22 protein-coding genes are annotated in these 22,983 nt (G+C 61.4%); 19 read left to right on the top strand and 3 right to left on the bottom strand.

The window, feature by feature from the left end:
• Positions 1 to 189: 189 nt before the first annotated feature.
• From atpD to LVD10_RS01375, 8 genes are read left to right on the top strand one after another with little or no spacing between them, the layout of a single operon-like run.
• Entirely contained in the window at positions 190 to 1,596 is a 1,407-nt protein-coding gene (atpD, locus tag LVD10_RS01410; protein ID WP_369413270.1) for a F0F1 ATP synthase subunit beta, read from the top strand.
• Positions 1,593 to 2,003 carry a F0F1 ATP synthase subunit delta/epsilon gene (locus tag LVD10_RS01405; RefSeq protein WP_237061480.1) on the top strand — a complete coding sequence of 137 codons (411 nt, stop codon included), beginning with the start codon at positions 1,593 to 1,595 and terminating at the stop codon, positions 2,001 to 2,003. The genes atpD and LVD10_RS01405 overlap by 4 nt, the downstream gene beginning before the upstream one ends.
• 6 nt (positions 2,004 to 2,009) lie before the next feature.
• Positions 2,010 to 2,288, top strand: coding sequence for an AtpZ/AtpI family protein (locus LVD10_RS01400; RefSeq protein ID WP_232942523.1), 279 nt, complete (start codon positions 2,010 to 2,012; stop codon positions 2,286 to 2,288).
• Positions 2,289 to 2,987 carry a F0F1 ATP synthase subunit A gene (locus LVD10_RS01395; protein ID WP_232942521.1) on the top strand — a complete coding sequence of 233 codons (699 nt, stop codon included), beginning with the start codon at positions 2,289 to 2,291 and terminating at the stop codon, positions 2,985 to 2,987.
• A complete protein-coding gene (locus tag LVD10_RS01390) occupies positions 2,980 to 3,255 on the top strand; it encodes an ATP synthase subunit C-like protein (RefSeq protein WP_232942519.1) in 276 nt (91 codons plus the stop codon). The genes LVD10_RS01395 and LVD10_RS01390 overlap by 8 nt, the downstream gene beginning before the upstream one ends.
• A 15-nt stretch (positions 3,256 to 3,270) precedes the next feature.
• Positions 3,271 to 4,020, top strand: coding sequence for a F0F1 ATP synthase subunit delta (locus tag LVD10_RS01385; protein WP_237061479.1), 750 nt, complete (start codon positions 3,271 to 3,273; stop codon positions 4,018 to 4,020).
• A complete protein-coding gene (locus tag LVD10_RS01380) occupies positions 4,017 to 5,492 on the top strand; it encodes a F0F1 ATP synthase subunit alpha (RefSeq protein WP_237061477.1) in 1,476 nt (491 codons plus the stop codon). Before LVD10_RS01385 ends, LVD10_RS01380 begins: the two co-directional genes overlap by 4 nt.
• Positions 5,489 to 6,400 carry a F0F1 ATP synthase subunit gamma gene (locus LVD10_RS01375; protein WP_237061476.1) on the top strand — a complete coding sequence of 304 codons (912 nt, stop codon included), beginning with the start codon at positions 5,489 to 5,491 and terminating at the stop codon, positions 6,398 to 6,400. The genes LVD10_RS01380 and LVD10_RS01375 overlap by 4 nt, the downstream gene beginning before the upstream one ends.
• 73 nt (positions 6,401 to 6,473) lie before the next feature.
• Here LVD10_RS01375 and LVD10_RS01370 read toward each other — a convergent pair whose 3' ends face one another.
• Entirely contained in the window at positions 6,474 to 7,592 is a 1,119-nt protein-coding gene (locus LVD10_RS01370) for a glutaredoxin family protein (RefSeq protein ID WP_237061475.1), read from the bottom strand.
• A gap of 261 nt (positions 7,593 to 7,853) precedes the next feature.
• Here LVD10_RS01370 and LVD10_RS01365 point away from each other — a divergent pair, with 261 nt between their 5' ends.
• Positions 7,854 to 10,520: a cation-translocating P-type ATPase gene (locus LVD10_RS01365; protein ID WP_237061474.1), complete on the top strand. Its 2,667-nt coding sequence runs from the start codon at positions 7,854 to 7,856 to the stop codon at positions 10,518 to 10,520.
• Positions 10,521 to 10,753: 233 nt separating this feature from the next.
• Here LVD10_RS01365 and ppsA read toward each other — a convergent pair whose 3' ends face one another.
• Together ppsA and LVD10_RS01355 are read right to left on the bottom strand one after the other, a co-directional pair.
• Positions 10,754 to 13,174 (bottom strand): phosphoenolpyruvate synthase, encoded by a 2,421-nt coding sequence (gene ppsA, locus LVD10_RS01360; RefSeq protein ID WP_237061473.1) that lies wholly within the window; start codon positions 13,172 to 13,174, stop codon positions 10,754 to 10,756.
• Positions 13,175 to 13,311: 137 nt separating this feature from the next.
• Positions 13,312 to 13,863 carry a GNAT family N-acetyltransferase gene (locus LVD10_RS01355; protein WP_232942506.1) on the bottom strand — a complete coding sequence of 184 codons (552 nt, stop codon included), beginning with the start codon at positions 13,861 to 13,863 and terminating at the stop codon, positions 13,312 to 13,314.
• A 133-nt stretch (positions 13,864 to 13,996) separates the two neighbouring features.
• On the opposite strand from LVD10_RS01355, the gene LVD10_RS01350 reads away from it, so the two are divergent.
• From LVD10_RS01350 to hypD, 10 genes are read left to right on the top strand one after another with little or no spacing between them, the layout of a single operon-like run.
• A complete protein-coding gene (locus tag LVD10_RS01350; RefSeq protein ID WP_237061472.1) occupies positions 13,997 to 15,133 on the top strand; it encodes a 4Fe-4S dicluster domain-containing protein in 1,137 nt (378 codons plus the stop codon).
• Positions 15,133 to 15,615, top strand: a complete 483-nt coding sequence (locus tag LVD10_RS01345; protein ID WP_232942502.1) for a cyclic nucleotide-binding domain-containing protein — start codon at positions 15,133 to 15,135, stop codon at positions 15,613 to 15,615. The genes LVD10_RS01350 and LVD10_RS01345 overlap by 1 nt, the downstream gene beginning before the upstream one ends.
• The gene (locus tag LVD10_RS01340) at positions 15,612 to 16,418 is read left to right on the top strand and encodes an FAD/NAD(P)-binding protein (RefSeq protein ID WP_237061470.1); all 807 of its coding nucleotides are present in this window, start codon (positions 15,612 to 15,614) and stop codon (positions 16,416 to 16,418) included. The genes LVD10_RS01345 and LVD10_RS01340 overlap by 4 nt, the downstream gene beginning before the upstream one ends.
• Before the next feature lie 40 nt (positions 16,419 to 16,458).
• The gene (locus LVD10_RS01335; protein WP_237061469.1) at positions 16,459 to 17,283 is read left to right on the top strand and encodes an NADH-quinone oxidoreductase subunit B family protein; all 825 of its coding nucleotides are present in this window, start codon (positions 16,459 to 16,461) and stop codon (positions 17,281 to 17,283) included.
• On the top strand, positions 17,270 to 18,601 hold the full coding sequence (locus LVD10_RS01330; RefSeq protein ID WP_237061468.1) for a Ni/Fe hydrogenase subunit alpha: 1,332 nt from the start codon (positions 17,270 to 17,272) through the stop codon (positions 18,599 to 18,601). Before LVD10_RS01335 ends, LVD10_RS01330 begins: the two co-directional genes overlap by 14 nt.
• On the top strand, positions 18,598 to 19,080 hold the full coding sequence (locus tag LVD10_RS01325; RefSeq protein ID WP_237061467.1) for a hydrogenase maturation protease: 483 nt from the start codon (positions 18,598 to 18,600) through the stop codon (positions 19,078 to 19,080). The genes LVD10_RS01330 and LVD10_RS01325 overlap by 4 nt, the downstream gene beginning before the upstream one ends.
• The gene (locus LVD10_RS01320) at positions 19,080 to 19,352 is read left to right on the top strand and encodes a hydrogenase/urease maturation nickel metallochaperone HypA (protein WP_232942493.1); all 273 of its coding nucleotides are present in this window, start codon (positions 19,080 to 19,082) and stop codon (positions 19,350 to 19,352) included. Before LVD10_RS01325 ends, LVD10_RS01320 begins: the two co-directional genes overlap by 1 nt.
• Positions 19,342 to 21,666, top strand: a complete 2,325-nt coding sequence (gene hypF, locus LVD10_RS01315) for a carbamoyltransferase HypF (protein WP_237061466.1) — start codon at positions 19,342 to 19,344, stop codon at positions 21,664 to 21,666. The genes LVD10_RS01320 and hypF overlap by 11 nt, the downstream gene beginning before the upstream one ends.
• A complete protein-coding gene (locus LVD10_RS01310) occupies positions 21,657 to 21,896 on the top strand; it encodes a HypC/HybG/HupF family hydrogenase formation chaperone (RefSeq protein WP_232942489.1) in 240 nt (79 codons plus the stop codon). Before hypF ends, LVD10_RS01310 begins: the two co-directional genes overlap by 10 nt.
• Complete coding sequence (hypD, locus tag LVD10_RS01305; RefSeq protein ID WP_237061465.1) at positions 21,893 to 22,972, top strand: hydrogenase formation protein HypD; 1,080 nt, start codon at positions 21,893 to 21,895, stop codon at positions 22,970 to 22,972. The genes LVD10_RS01310 and hypD overlap by 4 nt, the downstream gene beginning before the upstream one ends.
• Positions 22,973 to 22,983: the final 11 nt, after the last annotated feature.

Here is a 22,983-nt window from a genome sequence, read left to right as displayed (position 1 = left end):
TCAATTGAAGGGCCTGAAAGCTGCGCATTTGGCTGCCAATATACCGGGATGTGCAGCTATGCTGGGGGCAAGGCTTACGGGCAGACAGGCGCCCGGTGCTGCAATGATTTGCCTTCCCTGTCGATAAGTCGCTCGCGCACCCCTGGTGTTTCTATCCTGTGGGGAGCAGATTCGGCGAGTAGGAGAACTGTGGATCAGTTAAGTCCTGATGAGTGCAGCGTCACCCCGGCAGCCCAAATCGGTGTCATTACCGAGGTACACGGCCCGGTGGTGGTGATCCGTTGCCAGCGGCTCCCGCCTTTGCGCAGGGCATTGAAGGCTTTTGTCGATGGTGAGACTTACCTGTTTGAAGTCCACCAGCACCTGGACCAGCATCACGCGCGGGCCATTACCCTGCACCGCACCGGCGGGCTGTGCCGGGGCAGGCCGGTTTACGATACCGGCGCGCCATTGCACGTCCCGGTTTCCATCGATTGCCTTGGACGCCTGTTGAATATTTTTGGTGAACCGCTCGACGGCGCGCCTGCGCTTGAAACGGATGAATATCGGAATATTCATACGCCACCGACTGCCCTGTGGGATGCGGTCGATACCGGTGACATCCTCCAGACCGGTATCAAGGTGATCGATCTTTTGTGCCCCTTCGTGCGCGGCGGCAAGACAGGGCTGTTCGGCGGTGCTGGTGTAGGCAAGACCGTGCTGGTGATGGAGTTCATGCACGCCGTGGCCGCTCTCCATAGCGGCGTCTCTGTATTCGCTGGTGTGGGAGAGCGGATTCGCGAGGGGCACGAGCTATGGCACGAGATGCGCGAGGCGGGGGTTATGGACCAGACCCTGATGTGCTTTGGCCAGATGGACGAGTCGCCGGGGGTGCGCTTTCGCATCGGCCTGTCGGCGCTTACCTACGCCGAGTACCTGCGCGATTCCGTGGCCAGGGAAGTACTGTTCGTAATGGACAATATCTTCCGCTTCGTACAGGCCGGCAGTGAGATTTCCAGCCTGCTTGGCCGGATGCCGGCCACGGTCGGCTACCAGCCCACCCTGATCAGTGAGGTGGCCGAGCTCCAGGAGCGCATACTCTCCACCCGCTCAGGGGCGATTACCGCGGTAGAGGCAGTCTATGTGCCCGCCGACGATATGACCGACCCGGCGGTGGACGCGATCCTGGGCCACCTGGACTCTGCGGTTGTGCTATCCCGGGCGCAGGCGGGGAAGGGGATCTACCCGGCTGTGGAGCCGCTGCAGTCCGCCAGCCGCGCGATGGACCGCCAGACTGTCGGCGACCACCATTATGCAGTGGCCGAGGGAGTGCGCGAACAACTGGCACGCTACCGGGAGCTGGAGGACATTATCGCCATGTTGGGTATCGAGGAGCTGTCCCGGCAGGATCGACGGATTGTGCTGCGTGCCCGCAAACTGCAACGCTACCTGACCCAACCCTTTAACGTCATCGCCTCCCACACGGGTATCGCAGGCGTCTCTGTCCCCCTGGAGGAAACCCTTGCGGACTGCGAGGCCTTCCTGCGTGGCGACTATGATGAGCTGGGGGAAGACGACTGCTACATGCGCGGCAGCATGCGGGACCGGGCAAAATGAACAGCTTTACCCTGGAACTGCTTTCCGCCACCGAGCTGCGGAAGGTCGAGGGTGTCATTTCTTTCGTCGGTGAGGATGCATCCGGCAGCTTCGGTATCCTCGCCGGCCATATGCGCTGCATAACTTCCCTGGTGTTCGGCCTGAGCCGCTTTCGCTGTATCGACGGGGAATGGCACTACCTGGCACTGCCCGGCGGGCTGCTCTATTTTCTCGACAACCGGCTGCAGGTCTGCACCCGGCACTTTATGGTCGACAGGGATTACGAACGGATCTCCGGATTGCTGCAGGAGCAGTTACTGGTTGAAGAGCGGGCGCTGCAGGATATGAAAGAGAGTCTCCGGCGCCTTGAGGAATCGTTGCTCAAGCGTCTCTGGGAGTCGGGCCATCGGCAGATCCTGCAGGAGTAGACCACAATGAGGGAAGACAACGACAGGGCCCTGAAGAACAGGGTCGAGCGCCAGGCGCGGAGAATGCGAAGGGCAGAGCGGGAACGGCCCACCCTTTTCGCACAGACCATTTATATTGGCACCCTGGGTCTGGTGCTTGTCTTGCCGGTCGTCGGCGGTGCCTACCTGGGGCTCTGGCTGGACAGCCTGGCGGGGGGCTACTCCACCCGTTGGACCCTGAGCCTTATTTTTGTCGGGCTGGTGGTAGGCGCCACCAATGTCTACCTGCTGATCAGGGAAAAGTGAATGCGCGACGGCGAGCTCTTTCCCACCGTATTCTTCAATCTGGGACCGGTCCAGGTCACTGGCACCGTGGTGACCACATGGGCAGTAATGCTGGGGCTCTGGTTGATGGCCTGGTTGATTTCGGGACGCCTGCGGGAACGACCCGGCCCTGCACAGGCTGTGGCCGAGGGCGTCGTCGGGGCCATAGAGGGTGCCATCCGCGCAGTGGCGCCGGACCATGTCAGGCTGCTGTTGCCGTTTATTGCCACCCTGTGGATCTTCCTGGTGGTGGCCAATCTCTGCGGCCTGCTGCCCGGGGTCCATTCACCGACGCGGGACCTGTCGGCCACCGCAGCCCTGGCGATACTGGTATTCCTCTCAGTGCACTGGTTCGGTATCCGCAGCCAGGGTTTGAGACCCTACCTGCGCCATTACCTGACCCCCAGCCCCTTGCTGTTGCCGTTCCACCTGATCAGCGAGGTCACCCGCACGGTTGCACTGGCAGTTCGCCTGTTCGGGAACATCATGAGCCTGGAAATGGCGGCACTGCTGATACTGCTGGTAGCGGGATTCCTGGCCCCGGTTCCTATACTGATGCTGCATATTGTCGAAGCCCTGGTACAGGCCTATATCTTTGGCATGCTGGCGCTGATCTATATTGCCGGTGGGCTTCAGTCCCAACAACTCAGGCAACAGCCGCAAGGAGAGCGCGATGAATGACATATCCTGGTTTGCGCTGCTTTCAACCATCGCAGCCATGCTGGGCATCGCGATTGGCGTGCTGCTTCCCGCATTTGCCATGGGGCGGGCCATCAGCAGCGCGCTGGATGCCCTGGCTCGACAGCCGGAAGCAGAACGTTCGATCATGCGTACCCTGTTTATCGGTCTGGCTATGATTGAATCCCTGGCAATCTATGTGCTGGTGATTGCGCTGATCATCCTGTTCCGCAATCCACTGCTGGAATACCTGCTCGAGTCGGCGTCGTAGCAGGAGGGGTAAGCCGTGGAGCTCAGCTGGTCGACCTTCCTGCTGGAAATCATTAACTTCCTGGTACTTGTGTGGATCCTCAAGCGGTTTTTCTACAAGCCGCTGCAATCCGTTATTGCCCGACGGCAAGAAAGCATCGAGGAAAGCCTGGCCACGGCTGAACAGACCCGTGCGGAGGCCGCCAGCCTACAGCGGCAATACGAGCAGCGGCTGTCCCAGTGGGCAATTGAGAGCGAGCAGATGCGGGAGGATCTCGAGGCCGAGATGCGCACGGAGCGCACAAAGCGGCAGGCGGAGCTCGAGGAGTCATTGCAACAGCGGCGCCAGCAGGCAGAGGTTGCCGACGAGCGCCAGCGGAGGGAGCTACAGCGGCAGCTGGAGCAGGCAGCCCTGCGCCAGGGCGGCCAGTTCGCGGCACGGCTACTGCAGCAGGGCGCAGGGCCGGAGCTCGAGCAGCGCTTGCTGGAGCTTCTGCTGCGCTCCCTGGATGAGCTCCCGGATGAACAGCGCGCGCCGTTGCGGGAGCAGCTTGCGGAGCGGGGCGAACTGGCTGAGGTCACCAGCGCCTTCCCGCTGGAGGAGGACCAGCGAAGGGACATTGAGGAGGTACTGGGCGAGGTCCTGCAACCTGGTATCCGCTGCCACTTTGTCGAGGACCCGAAGTTGCTAGCCGGCCTGCGCATTACTGTCGGCCCGTGGCAGCTGGGGGCCAGTGTCCGGGACGAGCTGCAGGCATTTACCGAACTGCCACAGGCGGGATCGTGAACGACAGGCTATTGCCGGACCGGGCACGCTGGCTGGAGGGCTATCGGCCACAGCTGCGCATCCACGAGCAGGGACGGGTGGTTTCAGTCGGTGACGGCATCGCCTGGGTCGCCGGCCTGCCAACCGCGGCTATGGATGACCTACTTGAATTCGCCGATGGCAGCCGGGGCCTTGTGTTCGACCTCTCGGGCAACCTGCTGGGCGCTGTGCTGCTAATAGAGACCGAGCAACTGACTGCCGGCACAACCGCACACCGGTATCCGCGGCCACTGGGATTGCCGGTGGGGGATGCACTGCTGGGCAGGGTCGTGGACCCGCTGGGTAATCCGCTCGATGGCAAGGGGACAGTGGATAGCCAGGGCTGGCGACGTATGGAAATGGCGTCTCCACCGATTACGCAGCGGGACTTCGTGCATCGGCCGATGTATACCGGCAACAAGGTGCTGGACACGCTTATCCCCATCGGTTGCGGTCAGCGACAGTTGCTGATCGGAGACGAGGGCCTGGGGCGCAGCGCGCTCGCCCTGGACGCGGTGATCAACCAGCGCAACTCGGGCGTGCGCTGTGTTTATGTGCTGATCGGCCAGAAGCGCTCGGCAGTGGTGAACACCATCCGCCTGCTACGGGACTATTTCGCCATGGACTACACCACCGTGGTGGTAGCGGAAGCCAGCGCACTACCAGGGCTGCAGCACCTGGCGCCTTTTGCCGGCTGCAGCATAGCCGAGTACTGGATGCGACGGGGCCACCACACCCTGGTGGTATACGACGATCTCTCTACTCACGCAAAAACCTATCGGGAACTGTCCCTGTTGTTGCGGCGCCCGCCGGGTCGCGAGGCCTATCCAGGCGATATTTTTTCCGTCCACGCGCGCCTGCTGGAGCGTGCTACCTGCCTGGGCCCGGATGAGGGTGGCGGCAGCATGACCGCGCTGCCAATTGTGGAGACCAAGCAGGGCGAGATTGCCGCATATATCCCCACCAACCTGATTTCCATCACCGATGGCCAGGTCTACCTGAACCGTGAACTGTTCACTGCGGGGTTCCGGCCCGCCATCGATATCCCCATGTCGGTATCCCGGATAGGCGGCCGTGCGCAGCACCCGGCGGTCAAGCGGGAAGGAGGGCGTATGAAGCTCGATTACCTGCAGTTTCTCGAGCTGGAAATGTTTACCCGCTTTGGTGCCCGGCTGGAAGCGGGAATGGAAAAGGCTATCCGGCGTGGCCGGGTGCTGCGGGAAGTTCTCAAGCAGGAGCGCCTTGCGCCCCTGTCGATCGAGTACCAGCTGGCGTGGATGGTTGCGTTTAACGATGGCCTGCTCGATAACCTGGACCCACAGCAGGTGCGGCAGTTCCTGGCACAGTTGCAGGCGAGGATGGAAACCAGTGAATTAGTCCTGGACGACCCGCGGCGACACTGGACCTGCCTAACCCGGGAGGTGTTCTCCACTGTTGAGGGTGCAGCAACATGAGCCGCCAGCAGGAGCTGGCCCGGCACGAAAGGCAACTGGGCGAAACCCGTGAGATTGTCGGCGCAATGAAAGCGATGGCCTTTATGGAGGTTCGCCGGCTGGCGCAGAGCCTCGACAGCCAGCGCCGGGTAGTCGAGACGATGAACACTGCGGCAGCAGACCTGCTCAGCTATTTTCCCGATGCCCTGCCATCGCCGGTGGGGGAGCTGCGCCACGTCTACCTGCTGATCGGCTCCGAACGTGGCTTCTGCGGAAGCTTTAATGAGAGCCTGGTAGAGAGGCTGGAGGAGTGCCTCGCGCGGGAACCTGTCCGCAGCGATGCCTGGCCCGGTATTATCGGTTGGGGGCGCCGGCTATGCGCAAGGCTGGAGGGCCATCCCCGGTTTGTCGCGGCGCTGGACGGTGCAGCGCTGGCGGATGAGGTCAACTCGCGGCTGCAGCAACTGCTGGTGCGGCTGGCTGAGCTGCAGGGTGCAAGCGCCACGGCACTTACAGTGCTCTACCGGGACCCACAGCGGAAGGCGGTGGTGGAGGATGAGCTTTTGCCGCCGTTCCAGGGGCTGCGAAATCGCGTGCAGCGTTATCCTTGCCCACCGCAACTCAACCTGTCCCCGGCAACCCTTGTGCGTGAACTGGCGGAGGAATACCTTCTGCAGTCGTTGCAGAAAATCATTTACCTGTCACTGATGGCTGAGAACCAGCAACGCATGCAGCACCTGGAAGGTGCCAGTCATTACCTGGATGAGAAACTGGATTTGCTGCATCGCAAAGCCAGCCAGCTTCGGCAGGAGGAAATCACCGAGGAGATCGAAGTGATCCTGCTGAATGCAGACAGCGCCAGTATGCCTCGCGATCAGGAATCCCTGCAGGGGGATAACGAGAGAGACAAGGGGGATGCCAACCGGTAATCACCGCTTCGTGCGATGCAAGGCTGGATTCTCAGCGGGGTCCGGTTACCGCAACGATGGCCAGGCCAGCAAGCTATACGAGCAATTGCGGGAACAGCACCAGGATCACGCCCAGGACCAGCATCACCAGCCCGCTGGTAAATTTCAGCCAGCGCCCGGCCCTGTCTGTCAGCCTCCGGCTGCCCAGGGCGATAACCGCGATGCTTACCATCAACAGGTCGTCGGCGATGTAGGCAAGGATATAAAGCCCCAGGTAGGCGTAATACGCGCCGGCCCCCAGCTCCTGCCGGGACAGTACCGCTGTATAGATTGCCGGGAGCCCGGCCGTGCACAGCAGCTCGATAAAATTCACCAGGATCGCGAGCAGCGCAACGCCAACCAGTGACGCTGCCAGGCTATCGGCCCGCAGTACCCGCCTCAGCCGCTCATAGAGCCCCGGTTTGGCGGATTCCGGGATCGACAGCGTGTAGTCGCGCCCGCATTGGTCCCCGCTGCGGAAAAAGTCCCGGAGGTTGAGGGCACCGATCGCCAGCGCCACGCCTCCGAGCAACCAGCGCAACAGTGCGGAAACCCCCACCAGCAGGAACAGGTTCAGCCAGGCTGCCATAAACATGTAGTAAACAGCCCCGCTGACCAGTACGAAGGTACCCGCAATCAATGCCATGCGACGACGATCCTGCAACCTGACCAGTATCGATAGCAGTACCAGTAACACCCACATGGCACAGGGGTTGAAGCCGTCGACCAGTCCCAGGGCGATTGTGAACAGCGGCAGGCCAAGGTCGGCGACATCCAGTCCACCGGGGCCTGCCGCTTCAGTCTTTCCCGGCGTTGCAGCGCCTCCTTTCACCAGTTCCGTGAGTTGCGGCCCGGTAACCCCGGGGCTGGCAAAACCCACCAGTACCCGGTCCTCGGTCACGAAAGTGGGCACGCCCGGTGGCCAGGCGCCGGCGCGGCGTGAGTGCCGGGCAAGGTCCTCAGCAGCTCGCGGGTCACTGTCCAGTGAGCGGTAGACAATGCGCAGCCCGGGGTGCTCGTGGGCGAACTGTGGCAGGTATTCCTTGGCTGCGGCACAATGGGGACATCCATCCCGCACGAATACTTCCAGCACCTGTTCCGCTTTCGCCTGATCCGCCACTGCCGCACCGGCCAGTGACAGCAAAACCAGCATGGTCCGGACAGGAACCGACAATCGTACTCGCCAGCCTGGGGCGGGCAAGACTGGCCAGCACATCCGAAGTGTTTGCAGAAAACTCATTGGCAACCGCTGTATTGGCATGTCACTGTTCAGTAAAGACGTAATGGCAGTGGCAGGCTTCCGGCCGTGAGTGCAACCGTATAGCTAGCCCGGAATGCAGCTGGATTCCCCGGTTGGCACTGCCGGAGAACGCCCCGCCGATCTGGCCGGGGCTGCTAATGTTTGTTTATCCAGTTCCCCCAATCCCGAGTTGCAATGCCTGACAGCAACCCCCAGCGCCAGTGGCAATCCCTGTCGCCCCGGGAAGTGACCGCGTTACTCGACAGTAGCGATGCGGGCCTGACCACGGCAGAGGCCAGCCGGCGGCTCTCAACATATGGCCCCAACGCGCTGCCAACGCCACGCCTGCCAGGGTTCCCGCGGCTCTTCCTGCGCCAGTTCGCCAGCCCACTGATCTATGTGCTGCTGGCGGCGATGGCGGTATCCCTGGGTGTCGGCAAACTGGCGGATGCCACGTTTATCGGGTTGATTCTGCTGCTCAATGCGGTAATCGGGGCCCTGCAGGAGTACCACGCCCATCGCAGTGCGCAGGCCCTGCGCAAACTGATGGTGAACCGGGTACAGGTAGTGCGGGACGGCGAAACCATCGAGATTCCTGGAGAGGAGCTGGTACCGGGAGACCTGGTGCTGCTGGGTTCAGGGGATCGGGTACCGGCCGACCTGTACCTGCTAGAGGCAAAAGGCCTGGAAGTGGATGAGTCCGTCCTTACCGGTGAGTCATTGCCGGTGGGCAAGGACAGTGACCTACTCTGTGCACCGGACGCACCGCTGGCGGAAAGGTTTAACCAGTGTTTCGCTGGCAGCCTGGTTGCCTCGGGCCGTGGCAGGGGGGTGGTCACCGGTACCGGCCTCGCGACCGAGGTTGGCAAGCTGAGCCTGAGCCTGGAATCTGCGGAGGAGGCGAAGCCACCGCTGTTCCAGCGTATCGAGCGCTTCAGCAAAAAACTCACCATCGCGTTACTGGTCAGCGTGGCGCTGCTGGCTGCGATCGAACTCGCCCGGGATACCCCGCCACTATTGATATTCATGACGGCGGTAGCCCTGGCAGTTTCTGCCATTCCCGAGGGCCTGCCGATGGCGCTGACGGTGGTGCTTTCCATTGGCACACGTCGTATGGTCAGGCGGCATGTCATTGTCCGCAAACTGGTAGCCGTGGAGAGCCTGGGCTCCTGCACCGTTATTGCCGCTGATAAAACCGGCACCCTGACAGAGAACCGGCTCACGGCCAGCGAGGTGGCCCTGCTGGACGACCGCAATTACCACATCGGCACAAATCATCCCAGCGACGAGGTGATTGATCGACTGTGTCGCGTCGCCGCGCTCTGCAACGAGGCGGAGGTACACAGGACAGATGATGGCCAGTGGCAGGGCAGCGGCGACGCTGTGGACCAGGCACTACTGGTCATGGCCTGTAAATGTGGTATCGAGCGCGGTCATTTACTGGCTCGATATCCGCTTTGCTCCCAGATCCACTACGAACCCGCTCTGGGTTATGCCGCGACCCTGCACAATGACGGCGAACGGGGACTTAGCTGCGTGAAGGGCGCGCTGGAAAAACTGTTGCCCATGTGCAGCAGCATGGCCACTGCAGCGGGCGATGTCCCCCTGGACAATAGTCGCGCTCTGGACGCGATGAAGAGCCTGGCCGAGCGCGGGGCGCGGGTCCTTGCGCTGGCCGAGGGCAAACTGCCCGCAAGCGACCGTGTTTTCCCCGAACAACTGCATAACCTTTGCCTGCTGGGATTGGTCGGCATGGTGGATCCACTGCGCCCGGAAGCGGCACAGGCGGTGTCGGACTGCCGTGCCGCCGGCATCCATGTGTGCATGCTCACCGGCGACCATCCGCACACTGCCCTGAGCATTGCCCGGGAACTGAAACTTGCGGACCGTGAAGACGGGGCTGTGACCGGTATGGAGCTGGCACGGGCGGAGGCCCAGGGCAGCACGGCTGTCGACCAGCTGACATCCGGTACCCGTGTTTACGCGCGGGTTTCGCCGGAGCAGAAGCTGACCATTGTACAATCGCTGCAGCGCCAGGGTGAGTTTGTCGCGGTAACCGGAGACGGGGTCAACGATGCCCCGGCGCTGCATAGCGCCCATGTCGGTGTGGCCATGGGAGAAAGGGGAACCGAGGTGGCGAAGGAATCCGCTGACCTGCTGCTGACCGACGACAATTTCGCCTCGGTGGTGGCCGGGGTAGAGGAGGGGCGCATCGCCTACCGGAATATCCGTAAGGTCGTGTTCTTCCTGATTTCCACTGGCGCCGCTGAAATTGTCCTGTTCGTATTGAGCACCGCCTTCGCAATGCCGTTACCGCTGACGCCGGTTCAGCTGTTATGGCTCAACCTGGTTACCAACAGTGTGCAGAGCGTGGGCCTGGCACTGGAGCCGGGAGAGGGTGATGAGATGCAGCGCCCGCCGCGCCCGCCCAGGGAGTCGCTGTTCGATCCGCTGATGCTACGCCGGGTGATTACCTCCGGCCTGGTGATGGGCGGTGTCGCCTTCAGTTGCTTTTACTGGCTCCTGCAGCAGGGCTGGCAGGTAGAGCAGGCGCGTAACAGTGTGCTGCTGCTGATGGTGCTGTTTGAGAATGTGCAGGTGTTCAACAGCCGCTCGGAAGTCCGCTCCATCTTCCACCAGCCGTTTTTCTCCAACCCGGTGCTGCTACTGGGGACACTGGCGGCCCAGGGTCTGCATATCCTGTCGATGTACTCGCCTCTGATGCAGGGTGTGCTGGGCGTTTCGCCAGTGAGCCTGGCACACTGGACAGGCCTGTTGTCGTTGGCGATGCTGCAGTTACTGGCGATGGAGCTGCTGTTGCGCATTTCGAACTGGCGCGAGAGTAATACAGCTGCCGGATAGCGCGGTGAACCGCCACGTTTGGGAAATCTTCTGGGACATAGTTTTCGCGGCCATGGGCCGCTCCTACGAAATCCGTGAGTGTGCTTCACCCCTTGTAGGAGCGGCCCGCGGACGCGATCGGGGCTCGATAACCCGGAGGTAATCGCGGCTGGCAGTCGCTCCTACAAAATCGGTGAGTGCGCATCCCCACCCGCAGGAGCGGCCGCTGGCCGCGACGCGACCGCCGGCTGCACCTATCCCGATTTTTTCTTTTCCTCGATGGCCGCCACCCTCTCGATGGTGCGCAACAATGCATCCGGGCTCAGGCTGATGGAATCGATCCCCAGTTCCACCAGGTACTCGGCCACTTCCGGGTAGTTCGACGGCGCCTCGCCGCAGATACCGGCCGGAATACCGTTGCGTTGTGCGCCCTCAATAGCGAGCCGCAGCATTTCCAATACGCCAGGATCCCGCTCGTCGAAATCAAAGGCGACAATGTCTGAATCCCGGTCTACACCGAGCACCAGCTGCGTCAGGTCATTGGAGCCGATGGAGATACCGTCGAACAGCTGGCTGAATGCGTCTATCTGCACCACGTTATTGGGGATCTCGCACATGACGTAGACCTCCAGGCCGTTCCTCCCCTGTTCCAACCCGTGGTCAGCCATCGCCTGCAACACCTGCTCGCCCTCGGGAATGCGTCGGCAAAAGGGAATCATCACCTTGATATTATCCAGGCCCATTGCTTCCCGTGCCCGTTTCAGGGCGGCACACTCCAGCGCAAAGCCATCGGCATAGGCCTCGTGGGCATACCGGGCGGCCCCCCGGAACCCCAGCATCGGGTTCTCTTCATGGGGCTCGAAGCCGGCTCCACCCACCAACCGCGCGTACTCATTGGTCTTGAAATCCGAAGTACGCACAATCACTGGCCGGGGGTAGAAAGTAGCGGCAATGGTGCCGATTCCCTCGGACAGTTTTTCGATGAAAAATGCCCCACCACTTTCGTGACCGGCCGTCAGTTGCTGGAGCTTTTGCCTGTCCTTTTCATCGTCGACCCTTTCTGGGTGGGCCAGCGCCATCGGGTGGGCCATGATATGTTCATTGACGATAAACTCCATACGCGCCAGGCCGACACCATCGCAGGGCAGGGCGCTCAGCCGAAATGCCTGGTCCGGGCTGGCCAGGTTGATCATCATCCTGGTCTCTGGCCGGGGAATATGGTCCAGCTCGATCGTGGTTACCTCGAACGGTATCTCCCCGTCGTAGACCCTGCCCACGTCACCCTGGGCGCAGGACAGGGTGACGATCTGGCCCGCCTGCAGGTTGCGGCCTTCGTCGCCAATGCCGACCACCGCCGGGATACCAAATTCCCGCGCAACAATGGCCGCATGACAGGTCCTGCCACCACGCTCGGTAACCAGTGCCGCCGCGCGCCGCATGGCCGGGCCCCAGTCGGGACTGGTGCTTTCGGCGAACAGTACCTCGCCATCCCCGAAGCCTGCCAGCTGGTCCACGCTGTCCACCCTGCGCAGGGTGCCACTGGCAATACCGGTACCGATAGCCCGCCCGCTGGCGCGCAGGGATTCGCTGTCTGGCTTTTCCCTGAAATGGTAACGCTTAAGCTGGTTACGCGGCTTCTGTGAGGCAACGGTTTCCGGCCGCGCCTGGAGGAGGTACAGCTGCCCGTCATCGCCGTCCTTTGCCCACTCCATATCCATGGGGCAGTCCACGCCCCGTACGCTGCTGTAATGCTTCTCGGTGCGAATCGCGTAATCCGCCAGGGTCAGTACATCGTCGTCATCCAGGCTGTAAATTTCGCGACGGGCCCCGGGGGTATCGATGTTATGCAGCTCCTGGCTGTTCAGGTCTTCATCGCAGACCAGTGTCTGCTGCTTGGCGCCCAGCTGGCGGCGCAAGACACAACGATAGCCCTGCTCGTAAGTTGGCTTGTGCACGTAGAACTCATCCGGGTCCACGGCCCCCTGGACGATATTTTCGCCCAGCCCATATGCCGAATTGATAAAGACTACGTCGCGGAAACCGCTGTCCGTGTCCAGGCTGAACATAACGCCACTGGCGGCCAGGTCCGCCCGGACCATTTTCATCACCGCGATGGTGAGTGCCACCTTGAAATGATCGAACCCGTTGCGCTCCCGGTAACTGATTGCACGCTCGGTAAATAACGACGCAAAACAGCGACGACAGGCCTCCAGTAGCCCTTCGGAGTCACCAATATTGAGGAAGCTGTCGTGCTGGCCGGCAAAGCTGGCGTCGGGCAGGTCCTCTGCGGTGGCGGAGCTGCGCACGGCAACCCTGAGCTGCGGGCCATACTGTTCGCACAGTTCGACATAGGCATCGGTGATTTCCCGGGCCAGGTCGTCCGGTAATCCTGATTCATACACGGCGTTACGGGCTTCCGCGGCAATCTGGCCCTGCTTATCACCTCCGGCATTGCCCACATCACGCAGCAGTTCGTGCAAAGTATCCCGGGTATTGCCCTGGTCCAGTACTGCGCGGTAGGCATTGGCGGTGATGGCAAACCCGTTGGGGACACGAATGCCCTGGGGCGCCAGGGCCCGGTACATTTCACCGAGAGAGGCGGTCTTTCCGCCAACTTCCGCGATATCGCCCAGTGAGATGCACTCAAACCAACGGATGTAATGACTGTGCGGCATGATACGGGTCCTCGGGCGAGACGGCTGGGTAAACAGGGTGCGTTGAGGAAACCGGCGGGTGCAGTAGTATCAGCTGATGGAGAGGGGGGGGGGGGGGAGGGAGCGCCCCGGCGCGGCCCCCCGCCATGCCTGCCTGGTTACGATTCTGCGGTGAGATCAAGCCGGTAAATGAGCTGGGTGTGATCCTCGGGATCCGTATGGCATTCCCAACCCATGGCTTTGGCTACTTTCTGCAACCGTGTGTTTTCCGCCGAGTCAATCGAGTAGAGGTGCCCGACGCCCCTGGCCCGTGCCGACTCGATCAGTCGATTCAACAGCAGGGTGCCCAGGCCCTGCATCTGCCAGTCGTCCGCAACCACGACGGCACACTCAGCAGCTGCGCCACCCGCTTCCAGCGCGTAGCGGGAGACACCGATTTCCTTTTCTGCCCCGTTTTCGCTGATGATGGCGATAAATGCCTCGCGCTGGTTGTGATCGACATCTGTCAGCCTTTCCAGCATCTGCTGGCTCGGTTTTCCGACACCGCCCAGGAACCGGAAATGACGGGACTCCGCCGACAGGTTGGTGATAAATTCCCGCTCCAGGTCAATATCGCCCCGGTTTATTGGGCGTATTGTCACCACCTGGCCATTCCGGAGCTTTTCCGTCACAGTTCGCGATAGTGCCTCTTGGTGCTGCTCCTCGGACATTGTCACCTGCCTCCTCTCAAGCTGGCCTGCCGGTTCCTACAATCAGCCTAAATAATAGATCTGCGTTGGTACTTAGGGCCAACCGCACAGATTTATTTACGCGCACCAGGGGGAATAACGGTCACGGCAGCACATGATGCAGGACTTTATATTGCAGGCAGGTGACCTGGACCTCCTGGTCCAGGCGATCCGAAAGGAAGGCTTCCAGGTGATGGGACCTGTGCTGCGTGACAAGGCAATTACCTACGACACCGTTGCGTCCGCCGCAGACCTGCCTCAGGGCTGGACCGATAGGCAGGAAAAGGGCTGTTACCGCCTGGAGCGCCGTGACGATGACGCCTATTTCGGCTATGCGGTCGGGCCGCATTCATGGAAAAAATTCCTGCAGTTGCCGCGCCGACAGGTATGGAAGGCGCGCAAGGACACCGATGACATCCAGGTAACGGAAATTACTGAAGAGCCACCCCGAATGGCTTTTCTCGGCGTACGCAGCTGTGAGCTTCATGCCATCGCCATACAGGACCGGGTATTTGTCGACGACCAGCACTCCAATGAAAATTACGCCCACAGGCGCAGCAATCTGTTTATTGTCGCGGTGAACTGCACTTCCGCAGCCGCCACCTGCTTCTGCACCTCGATGAATACTGGACCGAAGGTGACCCTCGCCACTGACCTGGCGATGACCGAAGTAATCGATGGTGATGAGCATTATTTCCTGATTGGCAGCGATTCATACCGCGGCAGCCAGGTCCTGCGCCAGTTACCGGTGACGCCTTCTGGGAAACGGCACGAGGAGGCTGCGGCCCGGGGCGTTCAGAATGCCGTGCGCCAGATGGAAGAGGGGCCCCGCCGGTTTGACAGCTCCGACCTGAAGGAACTGCTCTACCGCAACTACGAGAGTGCATCGTGGGACCAGGTCGCCGAGCGCTGCCTGAGTTGCGCCAATTGCACCATGGCCTGCCCGACGTGCTTCTGCTCCACGGTGGAGGACACCACCGACCTGAGTGGCGACCATGCCGAACGCTGGGAGCGCTGGGATTCCTGTTTTACCGCTGACTTCAGCTATGTCACCGGTGGCCCCGTACGAGCCGATACGCGATCTCGCTACCGGCAGTGGATGACCCACAAACTGGCCACCTGGCACGACCAGTTCGGTTCTTCCGGCTGTGTGGGTTGCGGGCGCTGTATTACCTGGTGCCCGGTGGGTATCGACCTTACCGAGGAAGTGCGGAACATCCGTGAACTCGAGAAACCCGGCCCGGAGCAATAATGCAGAAGATCCCCGACATGCTCCGTGAACACCCTTTCTTCCGCGACCTGGCCCCGGCAGACCTGGAGTTCATCGCTGGCTGCGGAGAGAACGCTATATACGCTGCCGGGGACTACCTGGCACAGGAGAACGAGCCGGCGGACTACTTCTTCCTGATTCGCAAGGGCAGGGTCGCAGTGGAAACCTACCGTCCGGATCGTGGGCCAATCTGTCTGCAGACCCTCCATGACGGCGACGTCTTTGGCTGGTCCTGGCTGTTCCCCCCCTACCAGTGGACCTTCGACGGCCGCGCGATGGATCAGGTACACGCGATACGCCTCAACGGCAAGTGCCTGCGGGAAAAATGTGAGGCAGAGCCACGATTGGGGTTCCAGCTGATGCAGCGCTTTGCCCGGATCGCCACCGAGCGGCTACAGGCTGCGCGAATCCAGCTGCTGGATGTTTACGCCCAACCGTCTCCGCTGGTTGGGGATCGCCAGTGATTCCGCAGATGTACCGTATCGAGCATCGCCAGGAGGAATATCCCGGCACTTTCACGCTGCACCTGTCCCCCGAGCAGGACGATTCGGATGCCTTTCGTCCCGGGCAGTTCAACATGCTCTATGCCTTCGGTGCCGGCGAAGTCCCCATCTCGATGAGTGGCCCTGAATCGCGGGACGGGAGCCTGGTTCATACCATCCGCACACAGGGCCAGGTAACGGCCGCGCTGGAACGATTGCGGCGTGGGGACCAGGTGGGTGTTCGGGGCCCCTTCGGGAATGGCTGGCCGCTGGAAATAGCGGCCGGCAGTGACCTGGTGATTATCGCCGGTGGGCTGGGCCTGGCCCCCTTGCGACCGGTGATCTACAGCGTGTTGCGCAGCGGTATCCAGACCAGTCGCGTAAGGCTTTTCTATGGTGCGCGACGCCCGGCAGAGCGTCTCTTCCAGTCGGAACTGGAGCGGTGGATGCAAGCGCTGGAACTGGTGCAATCGGTCGATCACGCCGTCGACGAGTGGCAGGGGCATATCGGCGTTATTACCGACCCCCTGCAGGCAGCCGAGTTCGACGCGGCCAGGACGGTCGCCTTCGTCTGCGGCCCGGAGATCATGATGCGCTTCTGCATCCGGACCCTGCGCCAGGCGGGGGTACCGAAATCAGCTATCTTCCTTTCCATGGAGCGCAATATGAAGTGCGCAACGGGACACTGTGGACACTGCCAGTGGGGTCCGAATTTTGTCTGCAAGGACGGCCCGGTGTTCTGCTACGGGGATATCCGGCAGTGGTTCAACATCAGGGCCCTGTAATGATTCAGGTGACTGAGGGGCAGGAGCCTACTCGCAGGCGATGAGCCATATGCAAGAGCCCACCAAACCCAGACTGGCGGTATGGAAATTCGCTTCCTGCGACGGTTGCCAGCTCAGCCTGCTTGACTGTGAAGATGAACTTTTGCAGCTGGCGGACACAATCGATATTGCCTATTTCATGGAGGCCAGCAGCCGGCAGGTGGCGGGCCCCTATGATCTTTCCCTGGTGGAAGGATCCATCACCACCACAGAGGATGCGCACCGCATTCGTGAGGTACGCGCCCAGTCCCGCGCCCTGGTAACGATCGGCGCCTGCGCGACCGCCGGCGGAATCCAGGCACTGCGCAATTTTGCTGATGTAGAGGAATTTACCGCTGTCGTGTACGCCCACCCGCAATACATCGCCACCCTGGCAACCTCGACTCCCATCAGTGCCCACGTGCCGGTGGATTTCGAGTTACAGGGCTGCCCGATCAACAAGCGCCAACTGCTGGAGGTCATCAGCGCCTTCCTGCACCGACGCCCACCCCAGGTGCCGCCGCACTCGGTGTGTGTGGAGTGCAAGATCCGGGGCAATGTCTGTGTCTGGGTAGCCCACGGAACGCCCTGTATGGGCCCGGTAACACACGCCGGGTGCGGGGCCATTTGCCCCACCTATAACCGCGGCTGTTACAGCTGCTATGGCCCCAAGGAAAACCCCAATACGGAGTCCCTGTGCCACTGGTGGCGGGAAGAGCTCGGCGCTGAACGTGTCACGATCATTGAGAACCTGCGCAACTTCAATGCGGCCGCGCCGGCTTTCGAGCGGGAAAGCCGCCGCCAGGCCAGCACCGGCAACCAGGAGCAGGCCGATGGCCAGGACTAAAACCATCAAGGTGGATTACCTGGCCCGGGTCGAGGGCGAAGGGGCGCTGTATATCCGTTATGACGATGGCGGTGTGCACGACGTCAAACTCAAAATCTTCGAACCGCCGCGCTTCTTTGAGGGATTCTTGCGCGGCAGGGACTACCTTGAGGCCCCGGATATTACCGCGCGCATCTGTGGTATCTGCCCGGTGGCCTACCAGATGAGTTCTTTACATGCGATGGAGGACGCGCTTGGCCTGGCCCCCACACCGGAACTGCGGGCACTGCGCCGGCTGATCTATTGCGGTGAGTGGATTGAGAGCCACAGCCTGCATATCTATATGCTGCACGCGCCGGACTTCCTCGGCTATGAGAGCGCTGTGGCGATGGCAAAGGACCACCCGCAAATCGTGCAGGATGGGCTGGCGATCAAAAAGGCCGGCAATGCACTGGTGAGCCTGTTGGGTGGCCGGGAAATTCACCCGATCAATGTGCGCGTCGGCGGGTTTTACCGGGTGCCGGTGAGGGCCGAGTTGGAACCATTGCGACAGCAGTTACTGCGGGCGCGGGATCTGGCAGTGGAGGGGGTTCGATGGGCTGCGTCATTATCATTCCCGAAGTTCGAACGGGCCGCGGCCGATCAATACGAGTTTGTCGCTCTCTCGCATCCGAACGAATACCCGATGAATGAAGGCCGTATCGTCTCCACCCGCGGCCTGGACATCCCGGTACAGGCCTATGATGCGCATTTCCGGGAAGAACACATCGAGTACTCCAATGCACTGCACAGTACGCTGGTGGAGCGGGGAGCCTATTTTGTCGGCCCCATGGCCCGCTATAACCTCAATTACGACCGCCTGTCGGCTCTGGTACAGGAGACGGCAGAGGACGTCGGCTTCCCACCATTCTGCGCCAACCCATTCAAGAGCATTGTGGTCCGTAGCCTGGAGGTGCTCTACGCGTTTGACGAGGCCCTGCGGATTATCGACAACTACCAGCAGCCACAGCAGGCTTACCTGGAAACGAAGCCGCGGGAGTCCCATGGGTGCGCGGCAACGGAAGCGCCGCGGGGGCTGCTCTACCACAGCTACGGGATCGACGATAAAGGCAAGATCACTGACGCCAGGATTGTCGCGCCCACCTCCCAGAACCAGAAGACCATCGAGGATGACCTGCGCCATATGCTGCCGCAGTACCTGCACTTGCCTGAGGACCGGCTGCAGGCCCAGTGTGAGCAGGCGATTCGCAATTACGATCCCTGCATCTCCTGCTCGACCCATTTCCTCCAATTGCACCTGGAACACGCGGGAGGCAACTCCGGGGGAAACGACGGGTGACACGGGACACGGTAAAGGGGTGGGCGATCATCAGCCTGGGCAACCGCTTTCGCGGTGACGACAGTGTGGGCCCGTACCTGTTACACCGGTTGCGCGACAGGCTCGGCAGTATTGCCGAGTATATTGAAAACAGCGGTGATATGACGCGGCTGCTGGACGACTGGAAGGCTCGCCCGGTTGTGCTCGTGGACGCTATGGTGGTCTCCGGCACGGCACCGGGTGAAATCATTCGTCTGGACGGACTGGATGAAACCCTGCCCGCAGGCCTGAGTAATACTTCAAGCCATGGCTTTACGCTGGCCGAAGCCCTGGAGCTCGCCAGGCTGCTCGATTCACTGCCGTTGACGCTGAGGATCTTTGCCATCTGCGGCAAGGACTTTTCCACCAGCGCGACCATGACGCCCGCGGTGGAAGCCGCAGCAGCGCAGGTCGAACAGGAAATTCTGGAATTTTTGAAAGTTCAGGCAGGAGGCCCCTGATGCACGAACAGTCTCTGATCAAGGACCTGGTAGGAAAGATCCGGTTGCTGGCCGGTCGCGAGAGGGGCAGGCTGGTTGCCGCCAGGCTTCGCCTCGGTGCGCTGGCACATATCTCGGCGGATCACCTGCGTGAACACTTTGAGCGTGAGACTGCGGGCACGCCCCTGGAAGGCCTGCGACTGTATATCGATGAACTGTCCGATATACACCATTCTGAGGCCCAGCAGATCGTACTGGACAGCCTGGAGTTCGAGGGCACCGATGCAGAATAATTCGGTAGAGCGCCTGCGTATCGAGATCGGCGGGGTGGTCCAGGGGGTCGGCTTTCGCCCGTTTGTGCACCGCCTGGCGCACGGAAGTGGGCTGCATGGCTGGATCGCCAATGACGCCCGGGGCGTGTGCTTGGAAGTGCAGGGCAAGAGCGCAAAAATACGGGATTTTGTGCAGGGACTGCAACAGCACAAACCCAAACACAGCCGCATCGACCGGCTGGTGAGCACACCCGTTCCCCTGCGGGATGATATCGGTTTCTGTATCCGTGAGAGTGACAGCGGTGCCGCACCGTCCGCGACTGTAATGCCCGACCTGGCGCCCTGTGATGACTGCCTGGCCGAGCTGTTCGACCCGGCGAACCGCCGTTACCGTTACCCCTTCATCAACTGCACGGCCTGCGGCCCGCGCTTCAGCATCCTGGAGCGCCTGCCTTACGATCGCGGCAACACCGCAATGAAAAGCTTCGCCCTGTGCGAACATTGCCACCGTGAATATACGGATCCCCGGGACCGGCGATTCCATGCGGAACCCAATGCCTGCGCCGAATGCGGCCCTCAGCTTGAACTTGTGGATCAGCGGGGCCGCTCTATCGCGCTCATGGGGCAGGCCCTGCAACTGGCAGCAGCCGCAATCGATAGCGGCCAGGTTGTCGCCCTCAAAGGCGTTGGCGGTTTCCAGCTTCTGGTCGATGCCAGTAACGAGAACGCTGTAAGGCGGCTGCGACAGCGCAAGCAGCGTCCGCACAAGCCTTTCGCGGTTTTGTACCCGGACCTCTCCACTGTGCGCAGGGACTGCCATGTCTCGAGGCAGGAGGAATCGTTGCTCTGTTCCCGGGAGAGACCGATTGTCCTGCTGACTGCAAAAGGTCAGGCTGACATGCATATCGCTGCAAGTATCGCCCCGCAGAATCCCTTACTGGGAGTCATGCTCCCGGCATCTCCCCTGCACAGCCTGCTGATGCAGATACTGCAACGCCCGGTGGTTGCCACCAGTGGCAACCTGGCGGGGGAGCCCATCTGCACCGACAATGCCCAGGCACTTGAGCGGTTGGGCGGGATCGCCGACCAGTTCCTGTTGCATGACCGCCCCATTGTGCGCGCACTGGATGACTCGGTACAGCGGATCATCGATGGCCAACCGGTGATGCTGCGCCGGGCGCGTGGCTATGCACCACTGCCATTACAGTTACCTGGGCAGGCCAGCAGTACTGACCGGGTCGCTGTAGGCGCGGACCTGAAAAACTGCGTGGCTATTGCCAGGGGGAATACCGTGCAGCTGAGCCAGCATATCGGTGACCTCGACAGCCCGATGGCAATGGAAGCCTTCAGGGGAGCAATCGAAGACCTAATGCGTTTCTACCAGCTGGATCGATGCGTGTTGCTCAACGACCTGCATCCCGGGTATGCGTCACACCGCTGGGCGGGATCCAGTGAGCTGGAAAATACCGGTATCCAACACCACCGGGCCCATTTCTTCTCCTGCATGGCAGAACATGCCCACTATGGGCCCGCCCTGGGTATCTGCTGGGATGGCACCGGCTATGATGGCGACGGCGCCATACGTGGAGGAGAGTTCCTGCGCTGGGATGGCAGCACTACGGTTACCCCGTTTGCCAGCCTGCGGGAATTCTCTCTCCCGGGAGGCGAGCGTGCTGTGCGGGAGCCGCGCCGAACTGGCGCCAGCGTGCTGTTCGAAGCCCTGGGCGACGGGGCGGAGACCCAACAATACCTGAGCAGGCAATTCAGCAGCAGCGAAATCAGGATTCTCAAATGCATGCTCGAACGGGAACTCAACAGCCCCCGCTGTAGCAGCGTCGGTCGCCTGTTTGATGCGGTGGCGTCACTGCTGGGTCTTGCCTCTGAAGTCACATTTGAGGGGCAGGCGGCGATGGCGGTGGAGCATGCCGCACTGGAATCAGATGATTCATCCAGTTACCCATTCGGTCTGCAGCAGCGTGGCGGTCTCTGGCTTGTCGACTGGGCGCCGGTTATTACCGCGTTGCTGGAAGCAGGAGCTGCAGGGACCGAAGTTGCGGACAGGGCTGCCGCGTTTCACAACACCCTGGCCCGGATGATACTGGCCATCGCGCAAAAAGCCGGGGAGGACAATATCTTCCTGTCCGGCGGGGTTTTCCAGAACCGGCGACTGGTTGAGACCACTGCGAAATTGTTGCGGCAGGCCGGGTTCCGTGTCCACTGCCACGGCAGTGTGCCTCCGAACGACGGTGGTATCGCGCTGGGGCAGGTTTACTATGCCTGCTGTATGGCATCCCCTGGGACGCATAAAGGGGAGGGCAATACCCTGTGTGTTTAGGTATCCCCGGACGCGTGGAGGCGTTTCTCAACACCGAGCCCCTGGAGCGCAGTGCCAGGGTCAGTTTTGGCGGCATCTCCAGGGAGGTGAACCTGGCGTATGTCCCGGAAGCCGACGTAGGTGACTATGTGATTGTTCATGTGGGGTTTGCCATCAGCCGGGTCAACGAGGATGAGGCCCGGAGGATATTCCGTTACCTGGAGGAGATTGGGGAGTTGGGTGAACCATGAAATACCTGGATGAGTATCGCCAGCGGGACAGTATCGAAAAGGTCGCGGCAGAAATTGCCCGGCTCAACACCAGGCCCTGGACCATTATGGAAGTCTGTGGCGGCCAGACCCATGCCATTGTCAAATACGGGCTACAGCAGTTCCTGCCTGCTGCAGTGGAACTGGTCCATGGACCGGGTTGCCCGGTATGCGTGACGCCGCTGGAAGCCATCGACCGCGCGATCGCCATTGCCTCCAGGCCGGAGGTTATTTTCTGCTCCTTCGGCGATATGCTGCGGGTGCCCGGGAGCGATCGTGACCTGCTGTCGGTCAAGGCCGCAGGTGGGGATATCCGTATCGTCTATTCGCCCCTGCAGGCGGTCACGTTGGCAGAAGAGAACCCGGACAGGGAAGTGGTCTTCTTCGCCATAGGCTTCGAGACTACTGCCCCCGCCAATGCCATGGCGGTATTCCTGGCCCGGGAGAAGGGCCTGCGGAATTTCTCCCTGCTCGTCTCCCACTTCCTGGTGCCACCGGCGATCGAATCCATCTGCTCTGCGAAAAACTGTCGCGTGCAGGGTTTCCTGGCGGCCGGGCATGTGTGTGCGGTAATGGGCTACGAGCAGTACCCGCCACTGGCAAGGAAATACCAGATCCCCATTGTGGTCACCGGCTTCGAACCGCTGGATATCCTCGAGGGTGTGATGCTCTGCCTGCGGCAGCTAGAGGAGGGCAGTTGCCGGGTGGAAAACCAGTATGCCCGCGCAGTAGAACGCCATGGCAACCTGCCCGCACAGGAAATGGTCAGGCAGGTATTCGAAGTCGTCGACCAGAACTGGCGCGGGGTTGGCACAGTCGCTGCCAGTGGGCTGCGCCTGCGGCAGGACTTCGCCCTGTTCGATGCCGGGCGCAGGTTCTGCACCGATATTATTGCCCGGGCGGATACCAGTGGCTGCATCAGTGGGGAGATCATGCAGGGGCATAAAAAACCCGGTGATTGCCCACATTTTGGTAACAGCTGCCGACCGGAAAAGCCCCTCGGCGCGCCCATGGTTTCATCCGAGGGCGCCTGTGCCGCCTACTACGGCTACCGCTGACAGGAACCTGC

It is taken from the genome of Microbulbifer zhoushanensis (genome assembly GCF_021729055.1).
GTDB classification, from domain to species: Bacteria; Pseudomonadota; Gammaproteobacteria; order Pseudomonadales; family Cellvibrionaceae; genus Microbulbifer; species Microbulbifer zhoushanensis.
The sequence above is the reverse complement of the archived record's forward strand: the minus strand, read 5'-3'. Positions and strand labels throughout refer to the sequence as shown.